Origin of the sequence: Ruegeria sp. SCP10 (genome assembly GCF_040329495.1) — a bacterium.
Lineage (GTDB): Bacteria > Pseudomonadota > Alphaproteobacteria > Rhodobacterales > Rhodobacteraceae > Ruegeria.
On the sequence record NZ_JBDZYF010000012.1, the window covers coordinates 58062 to 80162 of the forward strand.

26 protein-coding genes are annotated in these 22101 nt (G+C 58.2%); 14 read left to right on the forward strand and 12 right to left on the reverse strand.

The window, feature by feature from the left end; genetic code table 11:
• Positions 1 to 14 precede the first annotated feature (14 nt).
• The 4 genes from ABLN87_RS19035 to ABLN87_RS19050 all read left to right on the forward strand — a co-directional run bounded on the left by ABLN87_RS19035 (position 15) and on the right by ABLN87_RS19050 (position 5340).
• Positions 15 to 410 carry a hypothetical protein gene (locus ABLN87_RS19035; protein WP_353013319.1) on the forward strand — a complete coding sequence of 132 codons (396 nt, stop codon included), beginning with the start codon at positions 15 to 17 and terminating at the stop codon, positions 408 to 410.
• A 140-nt stretch (positions 411 to 550) separates the two neighbouring features.
• Complete coding sequence (locus tag ABLN87_RS19040) at positions 551 to 4006, forward strand: chromosome segregation SMC family protein (protein WP_353013321.1); 3456 nt, start codon at positions 551 to 553, stop codon at positions 4004 to 4006.
• Between the two features lie 54 nt (positions 4007 to 4060).
• A complete protein-coding gene (locus ABLN87_RS19045; protein WP_353013322.1) occupies positions 4061 to 4411 on the forward strand; it encodes a hypothetical protein in 351 nt (116 codons plus the stop codon).
• Between the two features lie 131 nt (positions 4412 to 4542).
• Positions 4543 to 5340: a class II glutamine amidotransferase gene (locus tag ABLN87_RS19050; protein WP_353013324.1), complete on the forward strand. Its 798-nt coding sequence runs from the start codon at positions 4543 to 4545 to the stop codon at positions 5338 to 5340.
• Positions 5341 to 5350: 10 nt separating this feature from the next.
• Here the strand turns inward: ABLN87_RS19050 and ABLN87_RS19055 are convergent, their stop codons facing one another.
• Genes ABLN87_RS19055 through cobD form a run of 3 tightly spaced genes read right to left on the reverse strand, consistent with a single transcriptional unit; the run spans position 5351 to position 8401 of the window.
• Positions 5351 to 6514 carry a lytic murein transglycosylase gene (locus ABLN87_RS19055; protein ID WP_353013326.1) on the reverse strand — a complete coding sequence of 388 codons (1164 nt, stop codon included), beginning with the start codon at positions 6512 to 6514 and terminating at the stop codon, positions 5351 to 5353.
• Between the two features lie 10 nt (positions 6515 to 6524).
• Positions 6525 to 7445 (reverse strand): adenosylcobinamide-phosphate synthase CbiB, encoded by a 921-nt coding sequence (gene cbiB, locus ABLN87_RS19060; protein WP_353013328.1) that lies wholly within the window; start codon positions 7443 to 7445, stop codon positions 6525 to 6527.
• Positions 7442 to 8401, reverse strand: a complete 960-nt coding sequence (gene cobD, locus ABLN87_RS19065) for a threonine-phosphate decarboxylase CobD (RefSeq protein WP_353013330.1) — start codon at positions 8399 to 8401, stop codon at positions 7442 to 7444. The genes cbiB and cobD overlap by 4 nt, the downstream gene beginning before the upstream one ends.
• A gap of 183 nt (positions 8402 to 8584) precedes the next feature.
• Between cobD and ABLN87_RS19070 the strand changes: the two genes are divergently transcribed.
• Positions 8585 to 8947, forward strand: coding sequence for a response regulator transcription factor (locus tag ABLN87_RS19070; RefSeq protein WP_353013332.1), 363 nt, complete (start codon positions 8585 to 8587; stop codon positions 8945 to 8947).
• On the opposite strand, the gene ABLN87_RS19075 is transcribed toward ABLN87_RS19070, so the two are convergent.
• Positions 8929 to 9918, reverse strand: a complete 990-nt coding sequence (locus ABLN87_RS19075) for a glutathione S-transferase family protein (RefSeq protein WP_353013334.1) — start codon at positions 9916 to 9918, stop codon at positions 8929 to 8931. The two genes, ABLN87_RS19070 and ABLN87_RS19075, sit on opposite strands and share 19 nt — an antisense overlap.
• 215 nt (positions 9919 to 10133) lie before the next feature.
• Here ABLN87_RS19075 and ABLN87_RS19080 point away from each other — a divergent pair, with 215 nt between their 5' ends.
• Positions 10134 to 10487, forward strand: a complete 354-nt coding sequence (locus tag ABLN87_RS19080) for a hypothetical protein (protein ID WP_170531387.1) — start codon at positions 10134 to 10136, stop codon at positions 10485 to 10487.
• A 78-nt stretch (positions 10488 to 10565) separates the two neighbouring features.
• Here ABLN87_RS19080 and ABLN87_RS19085 read toward each other — a convergent pair whose 3' ends face one another.
• Entirely contained in the window at positions 10566 to 11738 is a 1173-nt protein-coding gene (locus ABLN87_RS19085) for a MalY/PatB family protein (RefSeq protein ID WP_353013336.1), read from the reverse strand.
• A gap of 97 nt (positions 11739 to 11835) precedes the next feature.
• Here ABLN87_RS19085 and def (ABLN87_RS19090) point away from each other — a divergent pair, with 97 nt between their 5' ends.
• Genes def (ABLN87_RS19090) through ABLN87_RS19110 form a run of 5 tightly spaced genes read left to right on the forward strand, consistent with a single transcriptional unit; the run spans position 11836 to position 14244 of the window.
• On the forward strand, positions 11836 to 12354 hold the full coding sequence (gene def / locus ABLN87_RS19090; protein WP_353013338.1) for a peptide deformylase: 519 nt from the start codon (positions 11836 to 11838) through the stop codon (positions 12352 to 12354).
• A complete protein-coding gene (gene def / locus ABLN87_RS19095) occupies positions 12351 to 12845 on the forward strand; it encodes a peptide deformylase (protein ID WP_353013340.1) in 495 nt (164 codons plus the stop codon). The genes def (ABLN87_RS19090) and def (ABLN87_RS19095) overlap by 4 nt, the downstream gene beginning before the upstream one ends.
• A gap of 2 nt (positions 12846 to 12847) precedes the next feature.
• Entirely contained in the window at positions 12848 to 13762 is a 915-nt protein-coding gene (gene fmt / locus ABLN87_RS19100) for a methionyl-tRNA formyltransferase (RefSeq protein WP_353013342.1), read from the forward strand.
• A gap of 7 nt (positions 13763 to 13769) precedes the next feature.
• Positions 13770 to 14006, forward strand: a complete 237-nt coding sequence (locus ABLN87_RS19105; RefSeq protein WP_353013344.1) for a hypothetical protein — start codon at positions 13770 to 13772, stop codon at positions 14004 to 14006.
• Between the two features lies 1 nt (position 14007).
• Positions 14008 to 14244 (forward strand): GlsB/YeaQ/YmgE family stress response membrane protein, encoded by a 237-nt coding sequence (locus tag ABLN87_RS19110; protein ID WP_170531376.1) that lies wholly within the window; start codon positions 14008 to 14010, stop codon positions 14242 to 14244.
• Positions 14245 to 14290: 46 nt separating this feature from the next.
• Here ABLN87_RS19110 and ABLN87_RS19115 read toward each other — a convergent pair whose 3' ends face one another.
• The 7 genes from ABLN87_RS19115 to ABLN87_RS19145 all read right to left on the reverse strand — a co-directional run bounded on the left by ABLN87_RS19115 (position 14291) and on the right by ABLN87_RS19145 (position 18788).
• Entirely contained in the window at positions 14291 to 14887 is a 597-nt protein-coding gene (locus ABLN87_RS19115; RefSeq protein WP_353013346.1) for an alpha/beta hydrolase, read from the reverse strand.
• Positions 14888 to 14952: 65 nt separating this feature from the next.
• Complete coding sequence (locus ABLN87_RS19120) at positions 14953 to 15576, reverse strand: trimeric intracellular cation channel family protein (protein ID WP_353013348.1); 624 nt, start codon at positions 15574 to 15576, stop codon at positions 14953 to 14955.
• Positions 15573 to 16040 carry a ribonuclease HI gene (gene rnhA, locus ABLN87_RS19125; protein WP_353013350.1) on the reverse strand — a complete coding sequence of 156 codons (468 nt, stop codon included), beginning with the start codon at positions 16038 to 16040 and terminating at the stop codon, positions 15573 to 15575. Before rnhA ends, ABLN87_RS19120 begins: the two co-directional genes overlap by 4 nt.
• Positions 16033 to 16626, reverse strand: coding sequence for a class I SAM-dependent methyltransferase (locus tag ABLN87_RS19130; protein ID WP_353013352.1), 594 nt, complete (start codon positions 16624 to 16626; stop codon positions 16033 to 16035). Before ABLN87_RS19130 ends, rnhA begins: the two co-directional genes overlap by 8 nt.
• On the reverse strand, positions 16623 to 17075 hold the full coding sequence (locus ABLN87_RS19135) for a DUF3429 domain-containing protein (protein ID WP_353013353.1): 453 nt from the start codon (positions 17073 to 17075) through the stop codon (positions 16623 to 16625). The genes ABLN87_RS19130 and ABLN87_RS19135 overlap by 4 nt, the downstream gene beginning before the upstream one ends.
• Positions 17072 to 18022 (reverse strand): 4-hydroxy-3-methylbut-2-enyl diphosphate reductase, encoded by a 951-nt coding sequence (gene ispH / locus ABLN87_RS19140; RefSeq protein ID WP_353013355.1) that lies wholly within the window; start codon positions 18020 to 18022, stop codon positions 17072 to 17074. Before ispH ends, ABLN87_RS19135 begins: the two co-directional genes overlap by 4 nt.
• A gap of 190 nt (positions 18023 to 18212) precedes the next feature.
• A complete protein-coding gene (locus ABLN87_RS19145) occupies positions 18213 to 18788 on the reverse strand; it encodes an NYN domain-containing protein (RefSeq protein ID WP_353013357.1) in 576 nt (191 codons plus the stop codon).
• 137 nt (positions 18789 to 18925) lie between these two features.
• On the opposite strand from ABLN87_RS19145, the gene folK reads away from it, so the two are divergent.
• From folK to ABLN87_RS19160, 3 genes are all read left to right on the forward strand, one after another.
• On the forward strand, positions 18926 to 19495 hold the full coding sequence (gene folK / locus ABLN87_RS19150) for a 2-amino-4-hydroxy-6-hydroxymethyldihydropteridine diphosphokinase (protein ID WP_353013359.1): 570 nt from the start codon (positions 18926 to 18928) through the stop codon (positions 19493 to 19495).
• A gap of 94 nt (positions 19496 to 19589) precedes the next feature.
• Entirely contained in the window at positions 19590 to 19943 is a 354-nt protein-coding gene (rpoZ, locus tag ABLN87_RS19155) for a DNA-directed RNA polymerase subunit omega (protein ID WP_142639234.1), read from the forward strand.
• A gap of 25 nt (positions 19944 to 19968) precedes the next feature.
• Positions 19969 to 22101 (forward strand): RelA/SpoT family protein, encoded by a 2133-nt coding sequence (locus ABLN87_RS19160; RefSeq protein WP_353013361.1) that lies wholly within the window; start codon positions 19969 to 19971, stop codon positions 22099 to 22101.

The window sequence follows — 22101 nt, forward strand, 5'->3', positions numbered from 1 at the left end:
GCAATCCTACGGGCATGATCCGGTATCTTGCCCCTTTGCTGCTGGCGGCCTGTTCGGCTGGCACGCCTCATTTCCGCGATCTGCCTGCGACGCGCATATCAGTCAATGGCAGCGTGTTCGATGTACGTGTGCGCGGGGAACTGGCCGAAGCGGTCCGCCTGAACGCTCAATATGCGCCTCGGTTGGGACCAATCCGGGATCGGGCTGCCCTTGCCATGGCGCAGGTGTCTGGTTGTCCTATTTTGGATGTGCTGGGCGATGCCGCTGTCACGGTTGGAGTGTTGGGCTGTGACCGTGAGGCAGGTAAGCGTTTGCTGCTGACAACAATCTCACGCCCCAATTACGAATGCGTAAATTACGGCGCATCCAGTGGCTATGCCTACGAAGTGTTCGAGTGCACGCCGTATTGAAACACGGGTTTCACCTCGTATTTTGGCAAGATATTGTGGATAACTCGCCGCAATATGCCATATCCTGCGCATTCACGTTGACACCTCCGTGATCCGTTGCGCAGACTTCTTATCCATAGGAATCATCCAAAGAGCAGCCATTGCGCTTTAGCAAACTCAAACTGACCGGCTTCAAAAGCTTCGTTGACCCGACTGATCTGATCATCGCGGACGGGTTGACTGGTGTGGTGGGTCCGAATGGTTGCGGCAAATCCAATCTTCTCGAAGCTTTGCGTTGGGTAATGGGCGAAAACCGTCCCAAATCCATGCGCGGTGGCGCGATGGAAGATGTGATCTTTGCCGGGGCGGCCACGCGGCCCGCGCGCAATTTTGCCGAGGTTGTCCTGACGATGGACAATTCAGAACGCCTCGCGCCATCGGGTTTCAATGAAAGCGACCAGCTTGAAATCGTGCGCCGCATCACCCGCGATGTAGGCAGCGCCTACAAGACCAATGGGAAAGATGTACGAGCGCGCGATGTGCAGATGCTGTTTGCGGATGCCTCAACTGGTGCGCATTCGCCAGCGCTGGTGGGGCAGAACCGCATTGCCGAACTGATCAACGCGAAACCTCGGGCGCGCCGTCGTATCCTGGAAGAGGCGGCCGGGATCTCGGGCCTCTATCAACGTCGTCACGAGGCCGAGCTGAAGCTGAAAGGTACCGAGGCCAACCTGACCCGCGTCGATGACGTATTGGAACAGTTGGGTGGACAACTGTCACAGCTTGCACGCCAGGCCCGACAGGCTGCCCGGTATCGCGAGATCGGAGAACTGCTGCGTCAGGCCGAAGGCATGCTGCTGTACCGCCGCTGGAAAGAGGCTGATATGGCGCGCCAGGCGGCTGAGGACAAACTGCGTGAGCGGATCACCGAAGCCTCACGCGCCGAAGCGGCTGCCCGCGAAGCCGGGGCAAAGCGGGCTCAGATCGAGGAGACACTGCCACCGTTGCGCGAAGAAGAAGCCATTGCCGCTGCGGTGTTGCAACGTCAGCAGGTTCAGCGCGATCAACTGTCCGATCAGGAAACCCGCGCGCGCCAGACGATTGAGACACTGACCAACCGGATCAAGCAGTTGGGCAACGATATCGAACGCGAATCCGGCCTGAACCGGGATGCGGGCGAGATGATCGAACGGCTGGAATGGGAGGCCCGCGAGCTTGCAAAAGCCGCTGAGGGCTATGACGAGAAGGTGTCTCAGGCCGCCGAGGTTGCCCGCGAAGCTGCCACCGTTTTGCAGCAGCGTGAAGATCATCTGTCACAAGAAACTGAAGACATGGCTCGGCTGGTTGCTCGTTACCAATCGGCGCAGCGTTTGGTCGAAGACAGCCGTAAAACCCTGACCCGGTCCGAAGGCGAAGAAGAAAAAGCGCGCGTCGCGGTAGATGATGCCAAGCAGGTCCTGACCCGCGCTAGTGAAGCCTTTGTAACAGCGCAGGTCGGAGAGAACGAGGCCCGCGCGGCGGCAGATGCGGCCGAACAGGCGTTGACGGCAGCGGATGAGAAACGCTCGGAAACACAGGCGCGTGAAGCCGAAGCGCGGGCGCAACGGTCCGAGGCCGAAGGGGAGTTGGGCGCGATCCGCGCTGAAACCATGGCGCTGGCCAAGCTGGTCGAACGCGACACGGCTGAGGGCGGTCAAGTGTTGGACTTGCTGCGCGTGGCGCCGGGCTATGAAAAAGCCTTGGGTGCCGCACTGGCCGACGATTTGCGTGCGCCACTGGTCGAAGGCGATGGACCATCCGGCTGGGTTCCGATGGCGGGGTACGATAGTGACCAGCCGCTGCCCGAGGGGGCAGAACCCTTGGCCTTGCATATTAACGGGCCGGATCGCTTGAGCCGCCGGATCACGCAGATCGGGCTGGTGGATGCGGATCAGGGCGCGCGTTTGCAGGCCCAGTTGAAACCCGGCCAGCGATTGGTTTCTCGGTCGGGCGATCTGTGGCGTTGGGACGGGTTCCGCGCCTGGGCTGAGGATGCTCCAAGCGCGGCGGCTCTGCGGTTGGAACAGCTGAACAAGCTGGAAGCGCTTAAGCAAGAGCTTGCGCGGATCGAAGCACAAGCCGATGGCGCGCGCGCGGCACATGAGGCCCTGTCAAAACAACTGGCAGAGGTGACCGAAGCCGACCGCCGTGCGCGCGAGGCGCGCCGGGCAGCCGATCAGCGTATGGCCGAAACCGCCCGACAGCTAAGCCGGGCAGAGGCAGACCGTAACCTGGCGCAAGGCAAGCTTGAGACCCTGACACTGGCTGTGGATCGCCATAAAGAGGACGCCATGGCCGCCCGCGCCCAATTGCGCGAGGCCGAAGGCGCTTTGACCGGGTTGGGCGACCTCGACAGCGCGCGGGCGCAGGTTGAAGACATCAAACAGACGGTCGAGGCGGCGCGCATTACCATGCTGACTCATCGTTCGTCCCATGACGAACTTCGCCGCGAAGGTGACGCCCGGACACGGCGCTCGCAGGAAGTCACCAAGGACCTTAGCGGATGGCGGCATCGTCTGGAAACGGCCGAGAAACGCATTTCCGAATTGGCTGAGCGCAAGGAAAGCTCTGAGCTAGAACTGACTGAGGCTACCGCCGCGCCGAGTGAAATTGCCGAGGCGCGCGAAGAGCTGAACACTCTGATCGAAACCGCCGAAGCCCGCCGGGTTGAAGCTGCCGACAAACTGGCCGCAGCTGAAACCCAGCAGCGCGAGGTTGTGATGGCCGAACGTGAGGCGGAACGTGCGGCCTCGGAAGCGCGCGAAATCCGAGCGGCTGCCGAGGCGCGTTGTGACGCGGCCAAGGAAAGCGTTGTCACGGCGGCTGAGCGGATCGCAGAAGATCAGCAACTGACGCCGAACCAATTGTTGAACCAGCTGGATGTGAACCCTGATCAGATGCCAGCCGCCGATGCGCTGGAGGCTGAGGTCAACCGCCACAAGCGTCAGCGCGATGCGATGGGCGCGGTGAACCTGCGGGCCGAAGAGGACAGCAAAGAGGTTCAGGAAGAGTTCGACACGCTCAACACCGAAAAGTCTGATTTGGAAGAGGCGATCAAGGCTCTGCGCAGCGGTATTGCCAGCCTGAACCGTGAAGGGCGCGAGCGTCTGTTGACTGCATTCGAACAGGTGAACTCAAACTTCGCAATGCTGTTCAAGCACCTGTTTGGCGGCGGTGAGGCCAATCTGGTTATGGTCGAAAGCGACGATCCGCTGGATGCAGGCCTTGAGATCATGTGCCAGCCACCGGGCAAGAAACTCTCGACCCTCAGCCTGCTGTCGGGCGGCGAGCAGACCCTGACTGCAACTGCGCTGATCTTTGGTGTTTTCCTCGCGAACCCGGCGCCGATCTGTGTTCTGGACGAGGTTGACGCGCCGCTGGACGATGCCAACGTGACGCGATTCTGTGACCTTCTGGATGAGATGTGCCGCCAGACTGATACGCGTTTCCTGATCATCACACACCATGCGGTGACGATGGCGCGGATGGATCGGTTGTTTGGTGTGACCATGCAGGAACAGGGCGTCAGCCAGCTGGTCTCGGTCGATCTGAAGAAGGCTGAGCAGATGGTCGCCTAGATCCCTCACCGGATCGTTACGATCATGTCGGGATTATCGCGCTAGCTTGGCCTTATGAAACGCATTCTGATCCCCGCCCTTATCGCTGCCAGCCCGGTCTTTGCCGCCGATTGGCCCACCAAATCCGATGACGTCCCGCTGTCTTCCGACGAACTGGATGCCCTGGCTGGCCAAACGCTGACCTTCTATGATGATGGTCAGGCGAGATTTTCGGCGGGTGGGGCGTATTCCTACACCTACTCCAGCGGCGACGCGGCGTTTGGGACATACTCCATTGCTGAAGATGGCAGTGTCTGCATCGCCTACCGCAATGGGTTTGACCGGTGTGATCTGTATGTGCGCAATGGCGAGCGATTGATCCTGATTGATCAAAAAGGCGATCGATATCCGGTTCGACCGAAGTAATTGACCCACTTTTAACTTCTTGGAAGATCATATGATTGAAGGAAGAGGAAATTCGTAAGGCAAAACCGAAAAAAATCTGCGTAATGCTTTGATAATCTTCCCTCAACTCGAATGGTGAAGAAAGTGATCAGATGTGTCGGTTTTTGGCTTGGGTCGGCAAGCAGCGATATCTTGATGAACTGGTGCTGGAGCAAGAGCAATCTCTTGTCATCCAAAGCCGCAATGCCCTGATCGGAAAGACGCCGATCAATGCGGATGGGTTTGGCCTTGCTTGGTATTCAGACCGAAAGATGCCTTGCTTTTACAAAGACACGCACCCGGCCTGGTCGGACGCCAACCTGAAACAGCTGGCGCATCACACACAGTCACGGCTTTTTCTGGCCCATGTACGCGCCTCTACTGGCACAGCCACGTCCCGGAACAACTGCCACCCTTTTGGTGTCGGTCGCTGGAGCTTTATGCATAACGGTCAGGCGGGTGGGCATGATCTGATACGGCAGGAACTGGATGCGATGATTCCGGCGCATCTATACGGGCAGCGGTTTGGGGCTACAGAAAGCGAAGCCATTTTCTTGATCGCGCATGGTGAAGGGCTGGAAACGGATCCGATTGGTGCGATGGCACGCGCCGTTGCGCGGGTTGAGCTGGTGTCCAGCCGGCATAAAGTTCTGCCGTATATGAGGTTCGCGGCATGCTGGTCAGACGGCGAACGCGTATATGCGGCACGCTATGCGTCAGACAAATACGCGCCCAGTCTGCACTACCGAACATGTAAGGATGGCATCATCATCTCATCCGAGCCGTTGGACGGAAACAATGAGGGTTGGATCGAAATCCAATCCAATACGGCGATTGAAACCGAGGGGTCCTTGGTCAGGACACACTCGTTCAGGCCGTTCGAGGCCTTAGATCAGGTCGAGGTTGCCTAAGGCTAGCCTGTTACAGCCGGTTCAGTAGGTCTGCGGTTGGCCACGCATCCGCGGGTAGCCCTAACCGCTCTTGTTCAGCCTGTACCGCGGCGCGCGTACCCGCGCCTAGAATGCCGTCGATCTTGCCGACGTCATAGCCATTGGCTTGCAATTTGGTTTGCAGCTGTTTCATCTGCGCGCCCGACAACCCCGCAGGAGGGTTGCCTGCGTCATAGATTTGACCGCCTTCAAGTCGGGTGCCGAAATAGGCGGCGGTCAGCACATAGACAAAGCTCTGATTCCATTCGAAATAGACGTCGAAATTTGGATAGGCGAGAAAGGCAGGCCCTTTGTGCCCCTGTGGCAGGATCAGCGATGCGGGCAGGTTGGCCAGAGACCCAGTGCGCGCCTGGACGCCCATCGCCTGCCAATCCGCGATTGAACGTGATTTGCCGGGGCCAGATAGGGACCAGTCCATCTGGGCAGGCACAGTCACCTCCTGCAGCCAAGGCTGGCCCGGTTGCCAGCCCAGATGTGACAGCATCTTGCCACCGGACACCAACGCATCGGGAGCCGATGTTTTTAGGGAAACCTTGCCATCGCCATCGCCGTCGACGCCATTGTCCAGAATGTCTTGCGGCAGCATTTGCACCATGCCGATTTCACCGGCCCAGGCCCCGGTGGTGCGGTTCGGGTCGAAATTGCCTTGGCTGAATAGCTCGATTGCCGCAAAAACTTGTGGCCGGAACAAATCGGGGCGACGACAATCATGGGCCAGGGTGACCAGCGCGTTGCGGGTGTTGAAATCACCCTGAACCGCGCCGTAGTCGGTCTCGAATGCCCAGAAAGCCAGCAAAACGCCTCGTGAAACGCCGTAGTCACGCTCGATCCGGTCAAACACCGCGTCGTATTTGCGCGACATGGATTGCCCCCGGTCGATCCGGTTTTGCGAAATCAGGCGGCGTGAGAAATCGATGAAAGGTTTCTGAAACACCCCCTGAGCCCGGTCAGCGCGTAGCACCGCTGGGTCCTTTTGGACGCCTTGAAAGAAGGCATTCACCGTGGCCTGATCAAAGCCCTGTTGCGCGGCTTCGGATTTCAGCCCGTTTACGAATTGGTTGAAACCGCCACCGCATTGGGCAAAGGCAGGTGCTGCAAACAGGGCGGCGGCGAACAGAGAGGGCAACAAACGCATCGGACGTCCTTCAGAAATTAAGCGTGATCCCAACCCACACTGACAGAAGGCCGAGTGCAAGCCCCCAGACCCGCCACAAGATGGTACATGCGCGGAAAATCTCCTCAGCTCCGATCTCACGCTCGGCGTTTCCGTTTACCCAGGCCAGATCGCGGAGCTGTCCATCATAGCTGCGCGGCCCAGCCAATGCGATGTTCAGGGCCCGCGCCATTGCAGCCTCAGGCCATCCCGCATTGGGTGAGATATGGCGACGCGCATCTGCGATGATCTCGGACCAGCGGGACCATTGGCCCGACAGAGCGATGATCATCAGACAGGTCAGCCGTGCCGGGATCAGGTTCAGCAGATCGTCGAACCGGGCCGAGGCCCATCCGAATGCGCGGTGCTTTTCCGTGCGGTAGCCGATCATGCTGTCGGCGGTGTTGACGATTTTGTAGATCAACAGCCCAGGCAAGCCGCCAATCAGGAACCAGAAGGCAGGGGCGATGACCCCGTCACTCAGGTTCTCGGCCGCGCTTTCGATGGCAGAACGGGCGATTTGGGCCTCCGTCATATTCGTCGTATCGCGGGATACGATCATGGCGACCTTGGCCCGACCTGCCTCCACCGATTGTTGAAGCCCATTGCCCACGGCCCGCACATGCGAAACAAGTGAGTTCTGCGCCATTAGGATGGCGCAAATGACCCCTTCGGCAACCGGACCAAGCTGGGCAAGCGCCCAGCCCAACAGGCCAGCTAGGCCGATCAGTAAGATCAAGGCTCCCACGCCTTTCAGACGGCGGTAACGGTCGTGATTCAGGGTCTTATCAAGCGTAGCAACCGCTTTCCCCATGATCACCGCAGGGTGGCGCACGCGGGACCAGAGCCAATCGGGTTCGCCCAGTGCCGCGTCCAGTACCATGGCGCAGGCCAGCACAAACGCGATGCTCATAATGCGTTTTCCAGCCGGCCCCATCCGTCTGATGGGGGCAGTCCAAGGCGCAGATAGGTGTCAGAATAGGGGAAGATGCGGCTCCAGATATGGCCGCGCGCCAAACGGTCCTGCCAGACCTGCGCGTTGTCAACCCGATACAGCCGAAACAGCGTCGTGCCGCCGACCAGCTGCGCGCCCCTGTTCATAAGCAAGGCGTCCAGACGGTTGGCACTGGCGGCCAATTTTGCGCGTGTTTCCTCAGCCCAGCTTCCGTCTTGCAAAGCTGCGGTACCTGTTCGCAATGCCGGGCCGGACACGGCCCAGGGACCGGTTAGGTCGTTGAGCTGAGAGATCATGTCAGGCTGACCGATCGCAAAGCCCAACCGCAGCCCAGCCAGGCCCCAGAATTTGCCAAAGCTCTTTAGGACGACGACACCTGGGCGGGCGGATAACCGGATCAGAGACGCCTCTGGGCTCACGTCGCAGAAGCTTTCATCAATCACGGTCAAGGGCGCATTGGCATCCTCTTCGCGCCAGAGGCGTCCGTCTGGGTTGTTCGGGTGCACCAGAACGCGCGCATCGGCCGACCCGTCTTCCTGGACCTGCCAGCCTTGCGCGGCAAAGGCAGCAGCATGCTCGTTATAGGTAGGCGTCGTGATTTGCACCCGCCCAAAGCGCGCAAGCGCGGGTAGGCGTGCAATCACAGCGGATGCACCGGGGGCAGGCAGTATATGTGCAGTTTCAGGCACATTCCAAAAGCTCCGCGCTGCCTCACAGAGCCGTTCAAAAGCGCCATGATCGGGCAATTGGGCCCAATCTTCGGGATGGAAGGCTGGCAGGTCATATGGGTGTGGGTTGATACCGGTCGACAGGTCTATCCAATCACTGCGGGTGCCGCCATAGTGCCTGATCGCCTGATCCAGCCCGCCGCCATGGTCGCGTTCGGCGCGCGGATTCAACATGTTTTCAGTCATCGCGCCTCAAGCCTCAAACGCCGAATTCGCCTTGCTTCAAGCGGATTTTTGCCGTTTTGACAAGCAAATCCGCGTGATCAGCGCGTGTCGCTGGTGTCGTTAACACTTTGTTAAGGAAATAACGGGATCACAGACCACGGGGGTCGGCACCACTCACCATACCAAGTGCCGAGGTTGTTGCAAATGAAAGTTCTGATTGTTGAGAGTAACCCCGACCTTGGTCGGGTCTGGAAAAGACATCTTGAAAGACAAGGTGCAGATGTTGAACTGGTCACAGGGCAAGAGGCTGCGATCCTTGCGCTCTATGGCACGGCGTTTGACATTATCGTGCTGGATCTGGTGCTGGAAAGCGGCAGTGCCTTGGCTGTGGCTGACTTTGCCAGCTATCGTCGCCCCGAGGCGCGCGTGATCTTTGTCACCAACACAACGTTCTTCTCAGACGGGTCGATCTTTGCCCATAGCCCCAATGCCTGTGCCTATGTGCAAAGTGGCACGCCGCCAGAGGATCTGGCGGCAATGGTGGAACATTACGCGGCAGGCCGCTGATTTCGGCCATGCGGTTCCATGTAGTCCAGCACCGGGTTCACCGGGATGATCCGGTGCGGATTGATGCTGTCGTGGCTATAATGATAGTGCCGCACGATGTGGTTCATATTCACCGTCTGTACGACTCCGGGCCATTGGTATAGCTCGCGGGTATAGGCCCAAAGGTTCGGGTAATCGACCAGCCGGCGCTTGTTGCACTTGAAATGCAAGTGATAGACCGGATCGAACCGGATCAGGGTTGTGAATAAGCGCCAGTCCGCCTCGGTCACGCGATCCCCCATCAAATAGCGATTTCGGCTTAGGCGGTCTTCGAGCCAATCCAGTGTGTCGAACAACGGACCTACGGCGGCATCGTAAGCCTCTTGCGAGGTGGCAAAGCCAGATTTGTAGACGCCATTGTTGACGTCAGAATAGATGCGAGCGTTGACCTCTTCGATCTGATCGCGCATCTCTTCGGGCCAATAATCATCTGTGTTGCCGGTGATCCCGTCGAAAGCCGCGTTGAACATGCGGATGATTTCCGAGCTTTCGTTTGACACGATTGTCTCTTGATGTTTGTCCCAAAGGATCGGAACTGTAACACGACCGGAGTAGACGGGATTGGCCTTGCTATAGATCTGATGGGCGAAATCGAAGCCATAGAGGCCATCGCCCGTTTCCCCGTGATCGTCTGTCTCGAACGTCCAACCTTTGTCCAGCATGTCCGGATGCACGACTGAGATGGGGATCAGATCACGCAGCCCTTTGAGCTCGCGGAAGATCAATGTGCGATGTGCCCAAGGGCAGGCGTAAGAGACATAGAGATGATAGCGATCTGGTTCCGCCTTGAACCCGGCCTTACCAGATGGTCCAGCGCTGCCATCAGCCGTTAGCCAGTTGCGAAACTGCGCGGCGCTGCGTTTGAACGCCCCACCGGTGGACTTAGTATCGTACCAGGTATCATGCCATGTCCCATCGACTAGCAAACCCATTGCTCATCCTCCGCATTTTGAGTCTTGAGCAAAGATAGGAGGGCAGGGATGACCATTCCACATCAGCCTATGCGCATCTGGTCTGCGCCTTTGCACAGCTAAACATGCGATGGGTGCGCAACATTTCGCTACCCGCTCAGGTCTATGTGACGAAGTTCACTGGATTTTTACGCTCGCGTGCCCACAATAATAGATACAAGAGGGGGAATAGTTTGATGAGTACTTATGTTTCCAAGGAGATTCGCGCAGAATTAGACGCCGCACGAATCGCCGCCCTTAAAAAATCCAGCCGTTTGCGGGTTGAGATGGGCGACAATACCTACAAAATTCTGAAATTGTGGAAAGATGGATTCACGGTCGAGGCCGCGACCACGCCACGCTTGCGGGGGTTGGTCGATATCTATGATGGGGCGAACCACCTGTACCAATGCCTGATCATCGCGGATGAGGATGAAGGCGGCGAGATGCGATACGAATTCAAGCGCAGCACAGCAGCGCATGATAAGGCACCGCTGGATTTCTACCGTGCGCCGGACGCGCCAATTGCGTTGTTGGGGCACGAGGACTAGGGCCTTAAGGCTGGATCGAAGCCGGGTGCTCCGTAAGGAAGTTCGCCCGGCTTTGTTTTTTACGCAAAAGAAGATCGCTCACTGCAAATCCGAGAAGGCCTCCTTCAACCGCGCACAGGCGTCCTCAACCCGCGCGCGCTGGGTTCCCAGATTGAAGCGCAGGAAGTTTTCGCCACCTGTACCAAAAGTTGTGCCGTGGTTGACCGCGATTTTTGCGGTCTGTTCGACACGGTTGGTGAATTCTGCACGTTCCATCCCGGTTCCCGAGAAATCGACCCAGGCAAGGTATGTGGCTTCCAGCGGCATCGACCTGAGGCCAGGGATGCCCGCGATGGCCGTATCGAACACTTGGCGGTTTGCATCAATATAGGCGACCTGCTCATCCACCCATGCGGCGCCTTCTGCGGAATATGCTGCGGCAGTTGCAAACTGGCCGACCGAGTTCGGAGCAAGTGACAAGGCGGCCATACGTTTGGCGAATTTGCCGCGCAATTCAGGGTCGGGGATGATCACTTGACCGGTGTGCAGCCCTGCGATGTTGAACGTCTTTGAGGGCGCAGTCAGCATCAGCAGGCGGTCGGTAATCTCAGGGGCTGCGTTTTGCATCGGGATGTGAGTGTGACCCGGAAAGACCAGATCGTGGTGAATCTCATCCGACAGGATCAGCAGGTCATGACGCTTGGCAAAATCGGCAACGGCTTGCAGCTCGTCCTGGCTCCAGACGCGACCGCCGGGATTGTGCGGCGAGCACAGGATGACCATCTTCTCGGTGCCGGTCATCTGTTCGTCGTAGGCCTCGAAATCCATCTCATACCGGCCGTTGGTATTGCGCATCTCGCATTCAACAACTTCGCGCCCGGCACTCCGGATGACTTTGGCGAAGGCGTGATAGACCGGGGTGAACAATACGATCCCGTCACCCGGTTTGGTAAAGGTGTCCAGGCACATGCCAACCCCATTGACCAGACCGGTGGTTGTAAAGATCGCATCTGCATCAACAACCCAGTCGTGACGCGTGCGCATCCACCAGCGGATGGCGTCCTTGTAGGGCTGGTCCAGGTTTACGTAGCCAAAAACGCCATGGTCCAATAGCTCGCGCATCTTGTTCAGCACAGGTGGCGGCGCGCGGAAATCAGTATCGGCGACCCACATTGCAAGGCCGTCATCGGCTGGCACGCCGTAGGCCGGCTCCATCATGTCCCACTTGGCGCAATGGGTGCCGTGGCGGTTGATGAGGTCGTCAAAGCTCATGGGTGTCTCCTGTATGATCGTTTCGCAAGCTATCCGGAATTGCAGCATGCGCAAGGGGGGCGTTGCGGCGACGCGCGCGATGTCCTAAATCAGCCCCATGAAACGCACTATTTTGATCCATCCTGATCCCCGTTTGAAAAAGGTCTGCGCGCCTGTGGCTGACCTGACGGATGATTTGCGCAAGCTGGCTGATGATATGCTGGAGACGATGTATGACGCGCCCGGTGTTGGCTTGGCTGCGCCGCAGATTGGTGTACTGGATAGGTTGATCGTATTGGACTGCGTCAAGGAAGAGGGCGAGTCGCCACGTCCGTTGATCATGTTCAACCCCGAGGTCATTGCCGCCTCCGATGAGACCAATGTCTATGAAGAGGGCTGTCTGTCGATCCCCGAACAATATGCCGAGGTGACGCGCCCCAAGGTTGTGGACGTTGCCTGGATGGATCAGAACGGCAACCTGAAGCAAGAGACGTTCGATGGGCTTTGGGCCACCTGCGTGCAGCATGAGATTGATCATCTGGATGGCAAGCTGTTCATCGACTACCTGAAGCCACTGAAACGGCAGATGATCACGCGCAAGATGCAGAAGCTGAAACGCGAAAAGGCGCGGGCATGAGCGTTCGGACTTGCCTGCCCTGGCCCGACAAGCGCCTGCGCACCAAGGCCGAGGACGTCGCCGAGATCACGGATGAAATCCGCGCCATCTGGGCCGACATGATCGATACGATGGAGGCGATGCCAGGCGTTGGCCTTGCTGCAACCCAGATCGGCGTGATGCTACGCTTGGCGGTTGTTGACGGCTCGACCGAGCGGGGCCGGGCGGTGCGTCTGGCGAACCCGGAAATCCTGCATAGTTCAATCGAGATGCGTGAGCATGATGAGGCCAGTCCCAACCTGCCGGGTGTATCCGCCAAGGTGAAACGCCCACGTGCTGTAACGGTCAAGTTCCTGAACGAAAACGGCATGATCGACCGCCGTGATTTCGTGGGGATCGAAGCCACCAGCGTGCAGCACCAGATCGACCATCTGAACGGCAAGATGTATTTCGACCGGCTCAGCAAGGTCAAACGTGACATGCTGCTGCGCAAAGCCAGGAAACAGGGGTAACGATGCGCGTTATCTTCATGGGTACGCCTGATTTCTCGGTCCCGGTACTGGATGCGCTGGTCGAGGCCGGGCATGAGATTGCCGCCGTTTATTGCCAGCCGCCACGTCCGGCGGGCCGCGGCAAGAAAGATCGCCCGACGCCAGTTCATGCACGCGCTGAGGCGCTGGGCCTGATGGTACGTCATCCGGTGTCGCTGAAATCAGCGGAAGAACAGGCCGCCTTCGCTGCGTTGAACGCCGATGTGGCGGTTGTGGTCGCTTATGGTCTGATCCTTCCACAGGCAATTCTGGATGCACCTGAACAGGGCTGCTTGAACATCCATGCCAGCCTATTGCCGCGCTGGCGCGGGGCGGCCCCGATACATCGTGCGATTATTGCAGGGGATGCAGAAACCGGCGTCTGTATCATGCAGATGGAGGCTGGCTTGGATACTGGTCCCGTCCTGTTGCGCCAAGCCACACCGATACAGACCGAAGAGACAACGGCCCAACTGCACGACCGCCTGTCATTCATGGGTGCGGCGCTGATCGTTGAGGCGCTGAACCGTCTGTCTGATCTGACGCCCGAGCCGCAAGCCGATGAAGGCGTCACTTATGCCTCGAAGGTCGACAAGGCCGAGGCTCGGATCGATTGGATGCGCAGCGCTGCTGAGGTTGATCGCCAGATACGCGGCCTGTCGCCATTTCCCGGTGCCTGGACCAAGATCGATGGAGAGCGGATCAAGCTGCTGGCCTCACGTTTGGCAGAGGGGCAGGGCGCGCCCGGTGAAGTTTTGAACGATGATCTGCAGGTGGCCTGCGGGCAGGGCGCGGTCGAACTGCTGCGCTTGCAAAGGGCAGGCAAAGGTGCGCAGGATCGGGAAACCTTCCTGCGGGGCTGGCCGATCCCACCCGGCACACGATTGGTATCGGAGTAGCGCATTCATGTTCATGGTCTTGATGGGTACTGTAGTGATCGCCGGGATCGTTGGCTACCTGTCCGAGAAAACCGGCTTTACCCATAATGGCTATTTGCAATCTATCATCATCTGCGTAGGCGGGGCGTTTCTGTTCTACTTTGTGCGCATCATGTTCGGCATCAGCTTTGGCCCTCCGGGGTTGGATGCGGTTTTGTCCGCTATCGGGGCGCTGATCATCGTGCCAACCCATTGGAGGAAATAACATGCCCGTTATTGCCCTGATCATCATCGGTGCCGCTGCGGGCTTTCTAGCGACCCGTTTGATGCGGATCGAATCCGATATCCCTACGACGATGCTGATTGGCATTGTAGGAGCGCTGGTTGGTGGTTTCCTTCTGCGGGCCCTGGCGACGATGATGGGCTGGCTATCTGGATTTGTGGGGGCTGTGCTGGGGGCGTTGCTGGTGATCTGGATTTGGCAGGCAATTCGTCGTCGATAGCAAACTCCGTTAGCCCTGAGTCGTCTGAGCAAATGCAATGCGCGTCTTAGCGCTCGTCGCACGCCGTTGCTGAGCCCAGGCGGGGTGCGGCGCGATCGGTCATGTCGAACCGGTTCGCCTCGGCCGCGGTCATCCAGTGCATGTCGTCTGCCGGGGCAGCTTCGAGGGTAAACCAGTAGAATTCTTCGTCCACGCCGATATCTTCGAAATAGTCGAGATAGCGGTCATGTTCGGGGTCGTCCTCTGGCAACTCTGTCGCAACCAGTCCCCCACCGCTCCAGCTGTGGACACCGACGCACGCGCCGGGTTGCAGAACACGGGTGTTCCCGGCCAGAAAAAGATCGGTCCCGCCCGATGCGACCAACCCGTCAGAGGGCACTACCGTAGTCATCCCGTTCTGATGAACAACGCGGCTGAAGATGACATTCGCATCGTCATCGACCGATCCTTCGATTTGCTGCAATACCAGCGTTTTGGCTTGAGGGTTCTGCGCAATCACCTCTTCAAACGCATCCAGCGTTGTGTGGTCAATGGTGCCAGTCGCAATGATCTGATCCCCTTGGGCGACAAAGCTGACGGGCGTGTATTGCTCGGCGCACGCGGTCAGAACGGCCAGACCCGTCAAAATCGCATATGCTTTCATCAATCTTCGATCTCCAAAGTTTGGCAGACTGCAAACAGCTTGCAGTTGGTGCGCTGGTTTCGAGCTTATTGTCGCGGTGGCCGGGCCTTGTAAACCGGCAATTGCCAGCCAAACAGCAAAGAGCCAGCTCTGAGAACCCAACAAACAAGAGCACATAAGCCAAGAGCCAGCAGGCCCTCCAGCCCGAACTTGGTGGCCAAAACCGCGCTCAACGCTCCTGCTAAGGCGCAGGAGACATAGAGTTCACCCTGTTTCAGCACCAGAGGCACCTCATTGCAAACCACATCGCGCATCAGGCCGCCCAGACATCCCGTTGTAACTCCCATCAACACCACGATGATCCCGGATTGGCCCAGTGACAGCGCGGCGCCTGTTCCGGCAGCAACAGCGATGGATAGGGCGAAACTGTCAAGCCAGACCAGCCAGTTATATCTGCTCTCAACCAGATGAGCGGTGAAGAACACCAGAACGGCGGCGCTGACTGCGATCAGGATGTAATCGGGCTGGCCGACCCAAAACACAGGGTGACGATCCAGCAACAGGTCCCGAACGGTGCCGCCGCCCACTGCTGTCAGGCAGGCCATGAATGCAAACCCCACAAGGTCAAGCTGCGCCCGGCTCGCAACAAGCGCGCCGGTCAATGCAAAGACTAAGACCGAGGCATAGTCGAGCAGTGCAAGCCCGTTCACGCCTGCGCCTTTTTGGGTTTGAACGGGGCCATGCCGGCGCGGGCCAGTTCATCGGCTTTTTCATTTTCGGGATGGCCAGCATGGCCTTTGACCCATTCCCAGGTCACATCATGGCGTTCTTGCGCGGTATCCAGACGTTGCCACAGGTCCACGTTTTTGACGGGCTTTTTGTTCGACGTTTTCCAACCGTTCCGCTTCCACCCGAAAATCCAGCCGGTGACGCCGTTTTTCACATAAGCGCTGTCGGTCACGATGGTGATCCGGGATGCGCGTTCGAGCGTCTCCAAGGCGCTGATTGCGGCCAGCAATTCCATGCGGTTGTTCGTGGTCTCGGCTTCACCGCCGTTCAACTCACGCTCTTTCAGGACCTTCTCACCCTCCATCGCGCGCAGCAGCACGCCCCAACCACCGGGCCCGGGATTGCCAGAGCAGGCCCCGTCTGTGTAGGCGAACAGTTCAGGCATGGGCGGCCAGCGCGATGTATTCCGAAACCGAGCCGTCAAGGCCAGTACCGCTGCCTCGTCTTCGGCTCGTGATGGTGAAGCGGGCATCTTCCAGATAAGTCTTCAATTCGTCCTCGGAGTAGTAACTATAAAAGCGACCCAAACGGTCAGGCCCGTCACCGTCGCCCAGTTTCATGGCGATAAAGAACGCGCCACCGGGTTTCAGTGCGCGGTGAATAGCGCTCAGGTGCCTGGGAAATTCTGTTCGCGTGGCATGCAGCAGGCTAAAATTGGCCCAGATGCCATCATAGATGCCCACGACTGTAAGGTCGGAAAACGTGGCTTGCCTGGCCGAAACACCTGGGTGTTCTGAGGCCAGTTTTACCATTTCTTCCGACGCATCCATTGCGTCGACTTGTAATCCGGCCTTGGCCATGATTGCAGAGGATGCGCCCGGTCCACACCCGAAATCCAGCACTTTGCCACCGGCGGGCACGGCTTGAATGAACCGGCTTAGTTGAGGGTCGCCCGTATTGTCTTCATTCGTCAGCTCGGCGTAGCGCGCCGCCTGAGCGTCATAGACGGATATGGTGTTGCGGTCGCTCACAGGTAAACTCCAACTGCCAGGCAAAGCAGTACAATCACGGTCAGCAGAATGCGCAGTCGCATCCACCAGTTGGGGGCCAAACCCCAGTACCAAAAGATGGCATCCAAGACCAAAAGTCCCGCAAAGCCAGCAATCAGGTTGTTGCCCGCATTCACCGGCCCGCCACCTGTCATGAAAAAGGCCCAGAGCGCGGGTAGAACCGACAGGGTATACCCCACTGTTGCTCGGCTACCTGATGCTTTGGTTGCGAAACCCCAAAGCACCCCAGACATGAAACTCAGAATGACCGAGCCGTAAAACAGTTGGATGTATGGCCCGACGAAACGCGCGCCAAACTGCCGCGAACCCCATGCGTTCAGATCACTGTTCAGATAAGTCAAAGCACCCCAGATGAACGGGATCAACCCCGCCAGACCCAAGTACAGCGCAGCCTTGGGCACGCCATTCATGCCGGCTGCCTAAGCACACGGGGCACTTTGAATTCCACGTTTTCCACGGCGTTTTCAGCCAGCTCAACTGTCACATCATACCGTTCACGGAAAGCGTCGACGACCTCGTTCACCAGTTGCTCGGGGGCCGAGGCCCCGGCTGTGATGGCCACGCTGGCAATACCCTCAAGGGCGCGCCAGTCGATATCGGGTGCGCGCTGAACCAGTTGTGCATAGCTGCATCCGGCGCGTGAGGCGACCTCGACCAGACGTTTCGAGTTTGACGAGTTCGGTGCACCGACCACCAGCAAAGCGTCTGACTTTGGAGCCACAGCTTTGACCGCTTCTTGCCGGTTGGTGGTGGCGTAACAGATATCTTCCTTATGCGGCCCCACGATGGCTGGAAACCGGTCCTGCAAGGCTGCGATCACGTCTTTCGTGTCGTCAATCGACAGGGTGGTCTGGGTCACAAACGCCAGCTTGCTCGGGTCTCGTACCTCGATGTCAGCGACATCTTCGACCGTTTCGACCAACAGCACTTCGCCTTCGGGCAACTGCCCCATCGTGCCAATCGTTTCCGGGTGCCCTTTATGGCCGATCATCACCATCTGCAGACCGGCATCGAAATGGCGTTGCGCCTCGATATGCACCTTTGACACCAGCGGGCAGGTCGCATCTACAAACAGCATCTCGCGCCTGGATGCCTCAGCCGGGACAGATTTTGGCACGCCATGGGCCGAGAAAATCACAGGGCGATCATCCGGGCATTCGTCCAACTCGGCCACGAAAACAGCACCTTTGTCGCGCAGGCCGTCGACGACAAACTTGTTGTGAACGATTTCGTGGCGCACGTAGACAGGCGCGCCCCACTTCTCCAGCGCCATTTCAACGATCTTGATGGCCCGGTCTACGCCTGCACAAAATCCGCGAGGGGCGGCCAGATATAATGTCAGCGGTGGCTTGGTCATGTCGGTGTCTCCTTACGGCACAGGTAAGTCTTTTCCCGGCATTGGTCCAGCCGCCAGATCTGTCATCCATCTGACATGAATCGGTGTTAGCCAGCCGGTGTTTGAGCACCAAGCTATAGTTAATGAAGCGCGGCCAGATCAGTGAGCCCTGGCCGCGCGACCTTCCTAGCCGTTTGGGGCTAAGCTTCGATCAGGTTCCGCTAGCGACTGCTACGCTGCGGGGTTCAACCGGCATTTCGCGCGGGGGGCGCCCGATTACATCACGCAGGTCTTCCAGTTCGATGAAGTTGTCGGCCTGGCGGCGCAGCTCGTCCGAGATCATCGGCGGCTGGCTGCGGATGGTCGAGACGACCGAAACGCGCACGCCCTGTCGTTGCAGGCTGGCAATCAGCGGGCGGAAATCCCCATCGCCCGAGAACAACACGATATGGTCAACGCGTGGTGCCAGTTCCATGGCATCGACGGTAAGTTCGATATCCATGTTTCCTTTGACCTTCCGACGCCCCATGCTGTCGGTGTATTCCTTGGCCGGCTTGGTCACCATGGTGAAGCCGTTATAGTGCAGCCAGTCTACTAGCGGACGGATCGGAGAATACTCGTCATTTTCTAGGAGCGCTGTGTAATAGAAAGCCCGAAGGAGTTTACCTCTGCGCATGAATTCCTGTCGCAGCAGCTTGTAGTCGATATCAAATCCAAGCGCTTTGGCGGCCGCATAAAGATTGGAGCCGTCGATGAACAGCGCTAGCCGTTCGTCTTTATAAAACATAAATAGTCCCTTCCGGTATAATACAGCGCGGTGAGTGATGTGTGAGTGGGTGTAAAAATGTCGCGCTTTGGTGCCCCTATAATTAGGGCATTTGTTGTGCATCGCAAGTATGCAGTTGGCGGAATATACGGCCTCATATGAGTGATTCTGTGCCAAAAACCATCGTTGCCTTGGGGGCAAATCTCAGTTTGGGACGAACTGAGCCGCACTTGACGTTGCGGCAGGCGCTTTCTGCACTTTCTGAGAAGGGGCTGGTGATTCGCGACATCAGCCGGTTTTTTTCCACACCTTGTTTTCCTGCAGGTGCTGGGCCTGACTATGTGAATGCGGCTGCGTCGATTGAAACGACCAAAGCTCCGGAGGAGTTGTTGCAGGATTTGCATGCCGTTGAACATGAGTTCGGACGCGAACGTGTTCAGCGCTGGGGCATGCGGACCCTTGATCTGGATCTGATCTGCTACGCGGATCAGGTATTACCAGACCGCGCCACTTTCGATCATTGGCATGATCTTGACCCGGATCTGCAGGCGCAGGCAGCCCCGGACGAACTGATCCTACCGCATCCGCGCCTTCAGGACAGGGCGTTTGCGCTGGTTCCCATGGCCGATATTGCGCCGGACTGGCGGCATCCGGTGCTGAACAAGACTGTGAAGCAGATGATAGCTGCCTTACCTGCCGCAGACGTGGCTGAGGTCACGCCACTGTGATTGGTGCAGGGGCAGCATTTCTTGCTTGTCAAGGCGTACAATCGGCCTTAGATAAACCTCTTCCTGACATGGACTCAGTAACGGAGAGCGCCCAATGGCCCGCGTGACGGTTGAAGACTGCGTAGACAAGGTTCCGAACCGGTTCGAACTGGTGATGCTTGCCGCCCACCGGGCGCGCGAGATTTCTGCCGGCGGTCCGATCACCGTTGACCGTGATAACGACAAGAACCCTGTCGTGTCGCTGCGCGAGATCGCCGACGAAACCCAGAGCGCGGATGAATTGCGCGAGCGTCTGATCGAGGCCAACCAGACCCAGATCGAGGTTGATGAGCCCGAAGAAGATCAGATGGCATTGCTGATGGGTGCAGAAACGGACAAGCCAGCTGATGACGACATGTCCGAAGAAAAGCTCCTGCGTGCTCTGATGGAGGCGCAAGGCCAGGGGTAACCCCAGCGATAAAGGTGCGGACCGGATGATTTCAGCAGAAGACCTGATTGCGCTGGTCCGCAATTACAATCCCAAGACAAATGCCGAGCGCATCGAGCGGGCCTATGAGTTTGGCCAGCAGATGCATGAAGGGCAGTTCCGCCATTCCGGCGAGCCTTATTTTACCCATCCCGTTGCCGTTGCCGCCATTCTGACCGAACAGCGTTTGGATGATGCGACGATCATCACGGCGCTGTTGCACGACACGATCGAAGACACCAAGGCCAGCTATGGCAAAGTGGCCGAGCTGTTCGGGGATGAGGTCGCCAAGCTGGTCGATGGCGTCACCAAGCTGACCAACCTGCAGCTGTCCAGCCGTGAGACCAAACAGGCTGAGAATTTTCGTAAGCTGTTCATGGCCATGTCCAAGGACCTGCGGGTCATTCTGGTCAAGCTGGCCGACCGCCTACACAACATGCGCACCATCAAGGCGATGCGCCCCGAAAAGCAGGTGATTAAGGCGCGCGAGACGATGGATATCTATGCGCCACTTGCAGGCCGGATGGGGATGCAATGGATGCGCGAGGAACTGGAAGACCTCGCCTTCCGCGTTCTCAACCCCGAAGGCCGCCAGTCGATCATTCGCCGCTTCATCACCCTGCAACGCGAAACCGGCGATGTGATCCACCGGATCACCGGTGATATGCGGCATGAATTGGAAAAGGCAGAGATTGAGGCCGAGGTCTTTGGCCGCGCCAAGAAACCCTATTCAATCTGGCGCAAGATGCAGGAAAAGGATCAGGGGTTCTCGCGGCTGTCCGACATCTACGGGTTCCGCATCATCACCATGACCGAGGAGGATTGCTATCGCACGCTTGGAGCAATCCATCAGCGTTGGCGCGCGGTGCCTGGGCGGTTCAAGGATTATATCAGCCAGCCGAAATCGAACGGATACCGCTCGATCCACACCACCGTGTCGGGCCGCGATGGTAAGAGGGTTGAGGTGCAGATCCGCACCCGTCAGATGCATGACGTCGCCGAAACCGGGGTCGCAGCGCATTGGTCGTATCGCGATGGCGTGCGCACTGAAAACCCGTTTGCCGTGGACCCGGCCAAGTGGATTTCGAACCTGACTGAACAGTTCGACAACGAAGAAGACCACGAAGATTTCCTCGAAGCCGTAAAGCTGGAAATGTACTCTGACCAGGTCTTCTGCTTCACGCCCAAGGGCGATGTGGTGAAACTGCCGCGCGGGGCAACACCGATTGATTTCGCCTATGCCATCCACACACGTATTGGCCACGCTTGTGTCGGAGCAAAGGTGGATGGCATTCGCGTACCGCTATGGACCCGGCTCAAGAACGGACAATCGGTGGATATCATCACCGCAGATGGACAGACGCCGCAGGTCACATGGCTTGAGATCGCGGTAACAGGCAAGGCCCGCACCGCGATCCGGCGTGCGCTGCGCGAAGTGGATCGCGAGCGCTTTATTCGATTGGGCAAAGAACTGGCGCGCTCGGGCTTTGAACATGTGGGCCGCAAAGCGACCGACAAGGCGTTGGATACTGCGGCCAAGCATTTGCGCCTGAAGGATCGTGATGAACTGCTGGCGCGATTGGGCAGTGCGGAATTGACCGCCCATGACGTGGTCGAGGCCGTTTATCCCGAACTGACCAAGGATGAAGGCGATGCGATCCCGATGCGCCGCGCGGTGATTGGCCTGGAGCCGGGGCAGAAATTCGACCGTGCACCTTGCTGCCAGCCGTTGCCCGGTGAGCGCATTGTTGGCATCACCTATCGCGGTAAAGGCGTTGAGGTGCATGCAATCGATTGCAATCGATTGTCAGAATTCGAAAGCGAGCCAGAGCGCTGGGTCGATCTGCATTGGCATTCCGGCACTCACCCCGCCGCCTATGGCGCGACACTTGATTTGACCATTGGCAATGACGCCGGGGTGCTGGGGCGCATTTGCACATTGATTGGTGAGAAAAAGGCCAATATCTCGAACCTGGAGTTTGTTGATCGGAAACCAGATTTTTACCGGTTGCTGATCAATGTTGAGTTGCGTGACCTGGAACAGTTGCATTCGCTTATGCTGATGCTTGAGGCTGAAAGCGATGTCGCCGCCGTTGAGCGGCACAGGGAACAGGCGAAACCAGTTGTTGCGGCTGGCTGA

Excerpts from the sequence above, each read along its gene's own strand:
- ABLN87_RS19035 (WP_353013319.1), top strand. The coding sequence starts at position 15 with ATGATCCGGTATCTTGCCCCTTTGCTGCTGGCGGCCTGTTCGGCTGGC.
- ABLN87_RS19045 (WP_353013322.1), top strand. The coding sequence starts at position 4,061 with ATGAAACGCATTCTGATCCCCGCCCTTATCGCTGCCAGCCCGGTCTTT.
- ABLN87_RS19050 (WP_353013324.1), top strand. The coding sequence starts at position 4,543 with ATGTGTCGGTTTTTGGCTTGGGTCGGCAAGCAGCGATATCTTGATGAA.
- ABLN87_RS19055 (WP_353013326.1), bottom strand. The coding sequence starts at position 6,514 with ATGCGTTTGTTGCCCTCTCTGTTCGCCGCCGCCCTGTTTGCAGCACCT.
- cbiB (WP_353013328.1), bottom strand. The coding sequence starts at position 7,445 with ATGAGCATCGCGTTTGTGCTGGCCTGCGCCATGGTACTGGACGCGGCA.
- cobD (WP_353013330.1), bottom strand. The coding sequence starts at position 8,401 with ATGACTGAAAACATGTTGAATCCGCGCGCCGAACGCGACCATGGCGGC.
- ABLN87_RS19070 (WP_353013332.1), top strand. The coding sequence starts at position 8,585 with ATGAAAGTTCTGATTGTTGAGAGTAACCCCGACCTTGGTCGGGTCTGG.
- ABLN87_RS19075 (WP_353013334.1), bottom strand. The coding sequence starts at position 9,918 with ATGGGTTTGCTAGTCGATGGGACATGGCATGATACCTGGTACGATACT.
- ABLN87_RS19080 (WP_170531387.1), top strand. The coding sequence starts at position 10,134 with ATGAGTACTTATGTTTCCAAGGAGATTCGCGCAGAATTAGACGCCGCA.
- ABLN87_RS19085 (WP_353013336.1), bottom strand. The coding sequence starts at position 11,738 with ATGAGCTTTGACGACCTCATCAACCGCCACGGCACCCATTGCGCCAAG.
- def (WP_353013338.1), top strand. The coding sequence starts at position 11,836 with ATGAAACGCACTATTTTGATCCATCCTGATCCCCGTTTGAAAAAGGTC.
- def (WP_353013340.1), top strand. The coding sequence starts at position 12,351 with ATGAGCGTTCGGACTTGCCTGCCCTGGCCCGACAAGCGCCTGCGCACC.
- fmt (WP_353013342.1), top strand. The coding sequence starts at position 12,848 with ATGCGCGTTATCTTCATGGGTACGCCTGATTTCTCGGTCCCGGTACTG.
- ABLN87_RS19105 (WP_353013344.1), top strand. The coding sequence starts at position 13,770 with ATGTTCATGGTCTTGATGGGTACTGTAGTGATCGCCGGGATCGTTGGC.
- ABLN87_RS19110 (WP_170531376.1), top strand. The coding sequence starts at position 14,008 with ATGCCCGTTATTGCCCTGATCATCATCGGTGCCGCTGCGGGCTTTCTA.
- ABLN87_RS19115 (WP_353013346.1), bottom strand. The coding sequence starts at position 14,887 with ATGAAAGCATATGCGATTTTGACGGGTCTGGCCGTTCTGACCGCGTGC.
- rnhA (WP_353013350.1), bottom strand. The coding sequence starts at position 16,040 with ATGCCTGAACTGTTCGCCTACACAGACGGGGCCTGCTCTGGCAATCCC.
- ABLN87_RS19135 (WP_353013353.1), bottom strand. The coding sequence starts at position 17,075 with ATGAATGGCGTGCCCAAGGCTGCGCTGTACTTGGGTCTGGCGGGGTTG.
- ispH (WP_353013355.1), bottom strand. The coding sequence starts at position 18,022 with ATGACCAAGCCACCGCTGACATTATATCTGGCCGCCCCTCGCGGATTT.
- ABLN87_RS19145 (WP_353013357.1), bottom strand. The coding sequence starts at position 18,788 with ATGTTTTATAAAGACGAACGGCTAGCGCTGTTCATCGACGGCTCCAAT.
- folK (WP_353013359.1), top strand. The coding sequence starts at position 18,926 with ATGAGTGATTCTGTGCCAAAAACCATCGTTGCCTTGGGGGCAAATCTC.
- rpoZ (WP_142639234.1), top strand. The coding sequence starts at position 19,590 with ATGGCCCGCGTGACGGTTGAAGACTGCGTAGACAAGGTTCCGAACCGG.
- ABLN87_RS19160 (WP_353013361.1), top strand. The coding sequence starts at position 19,969 with ATGATTTCAGCAGAAGACCTGATTGCGCTGGTCCGCAATTACAATCCC.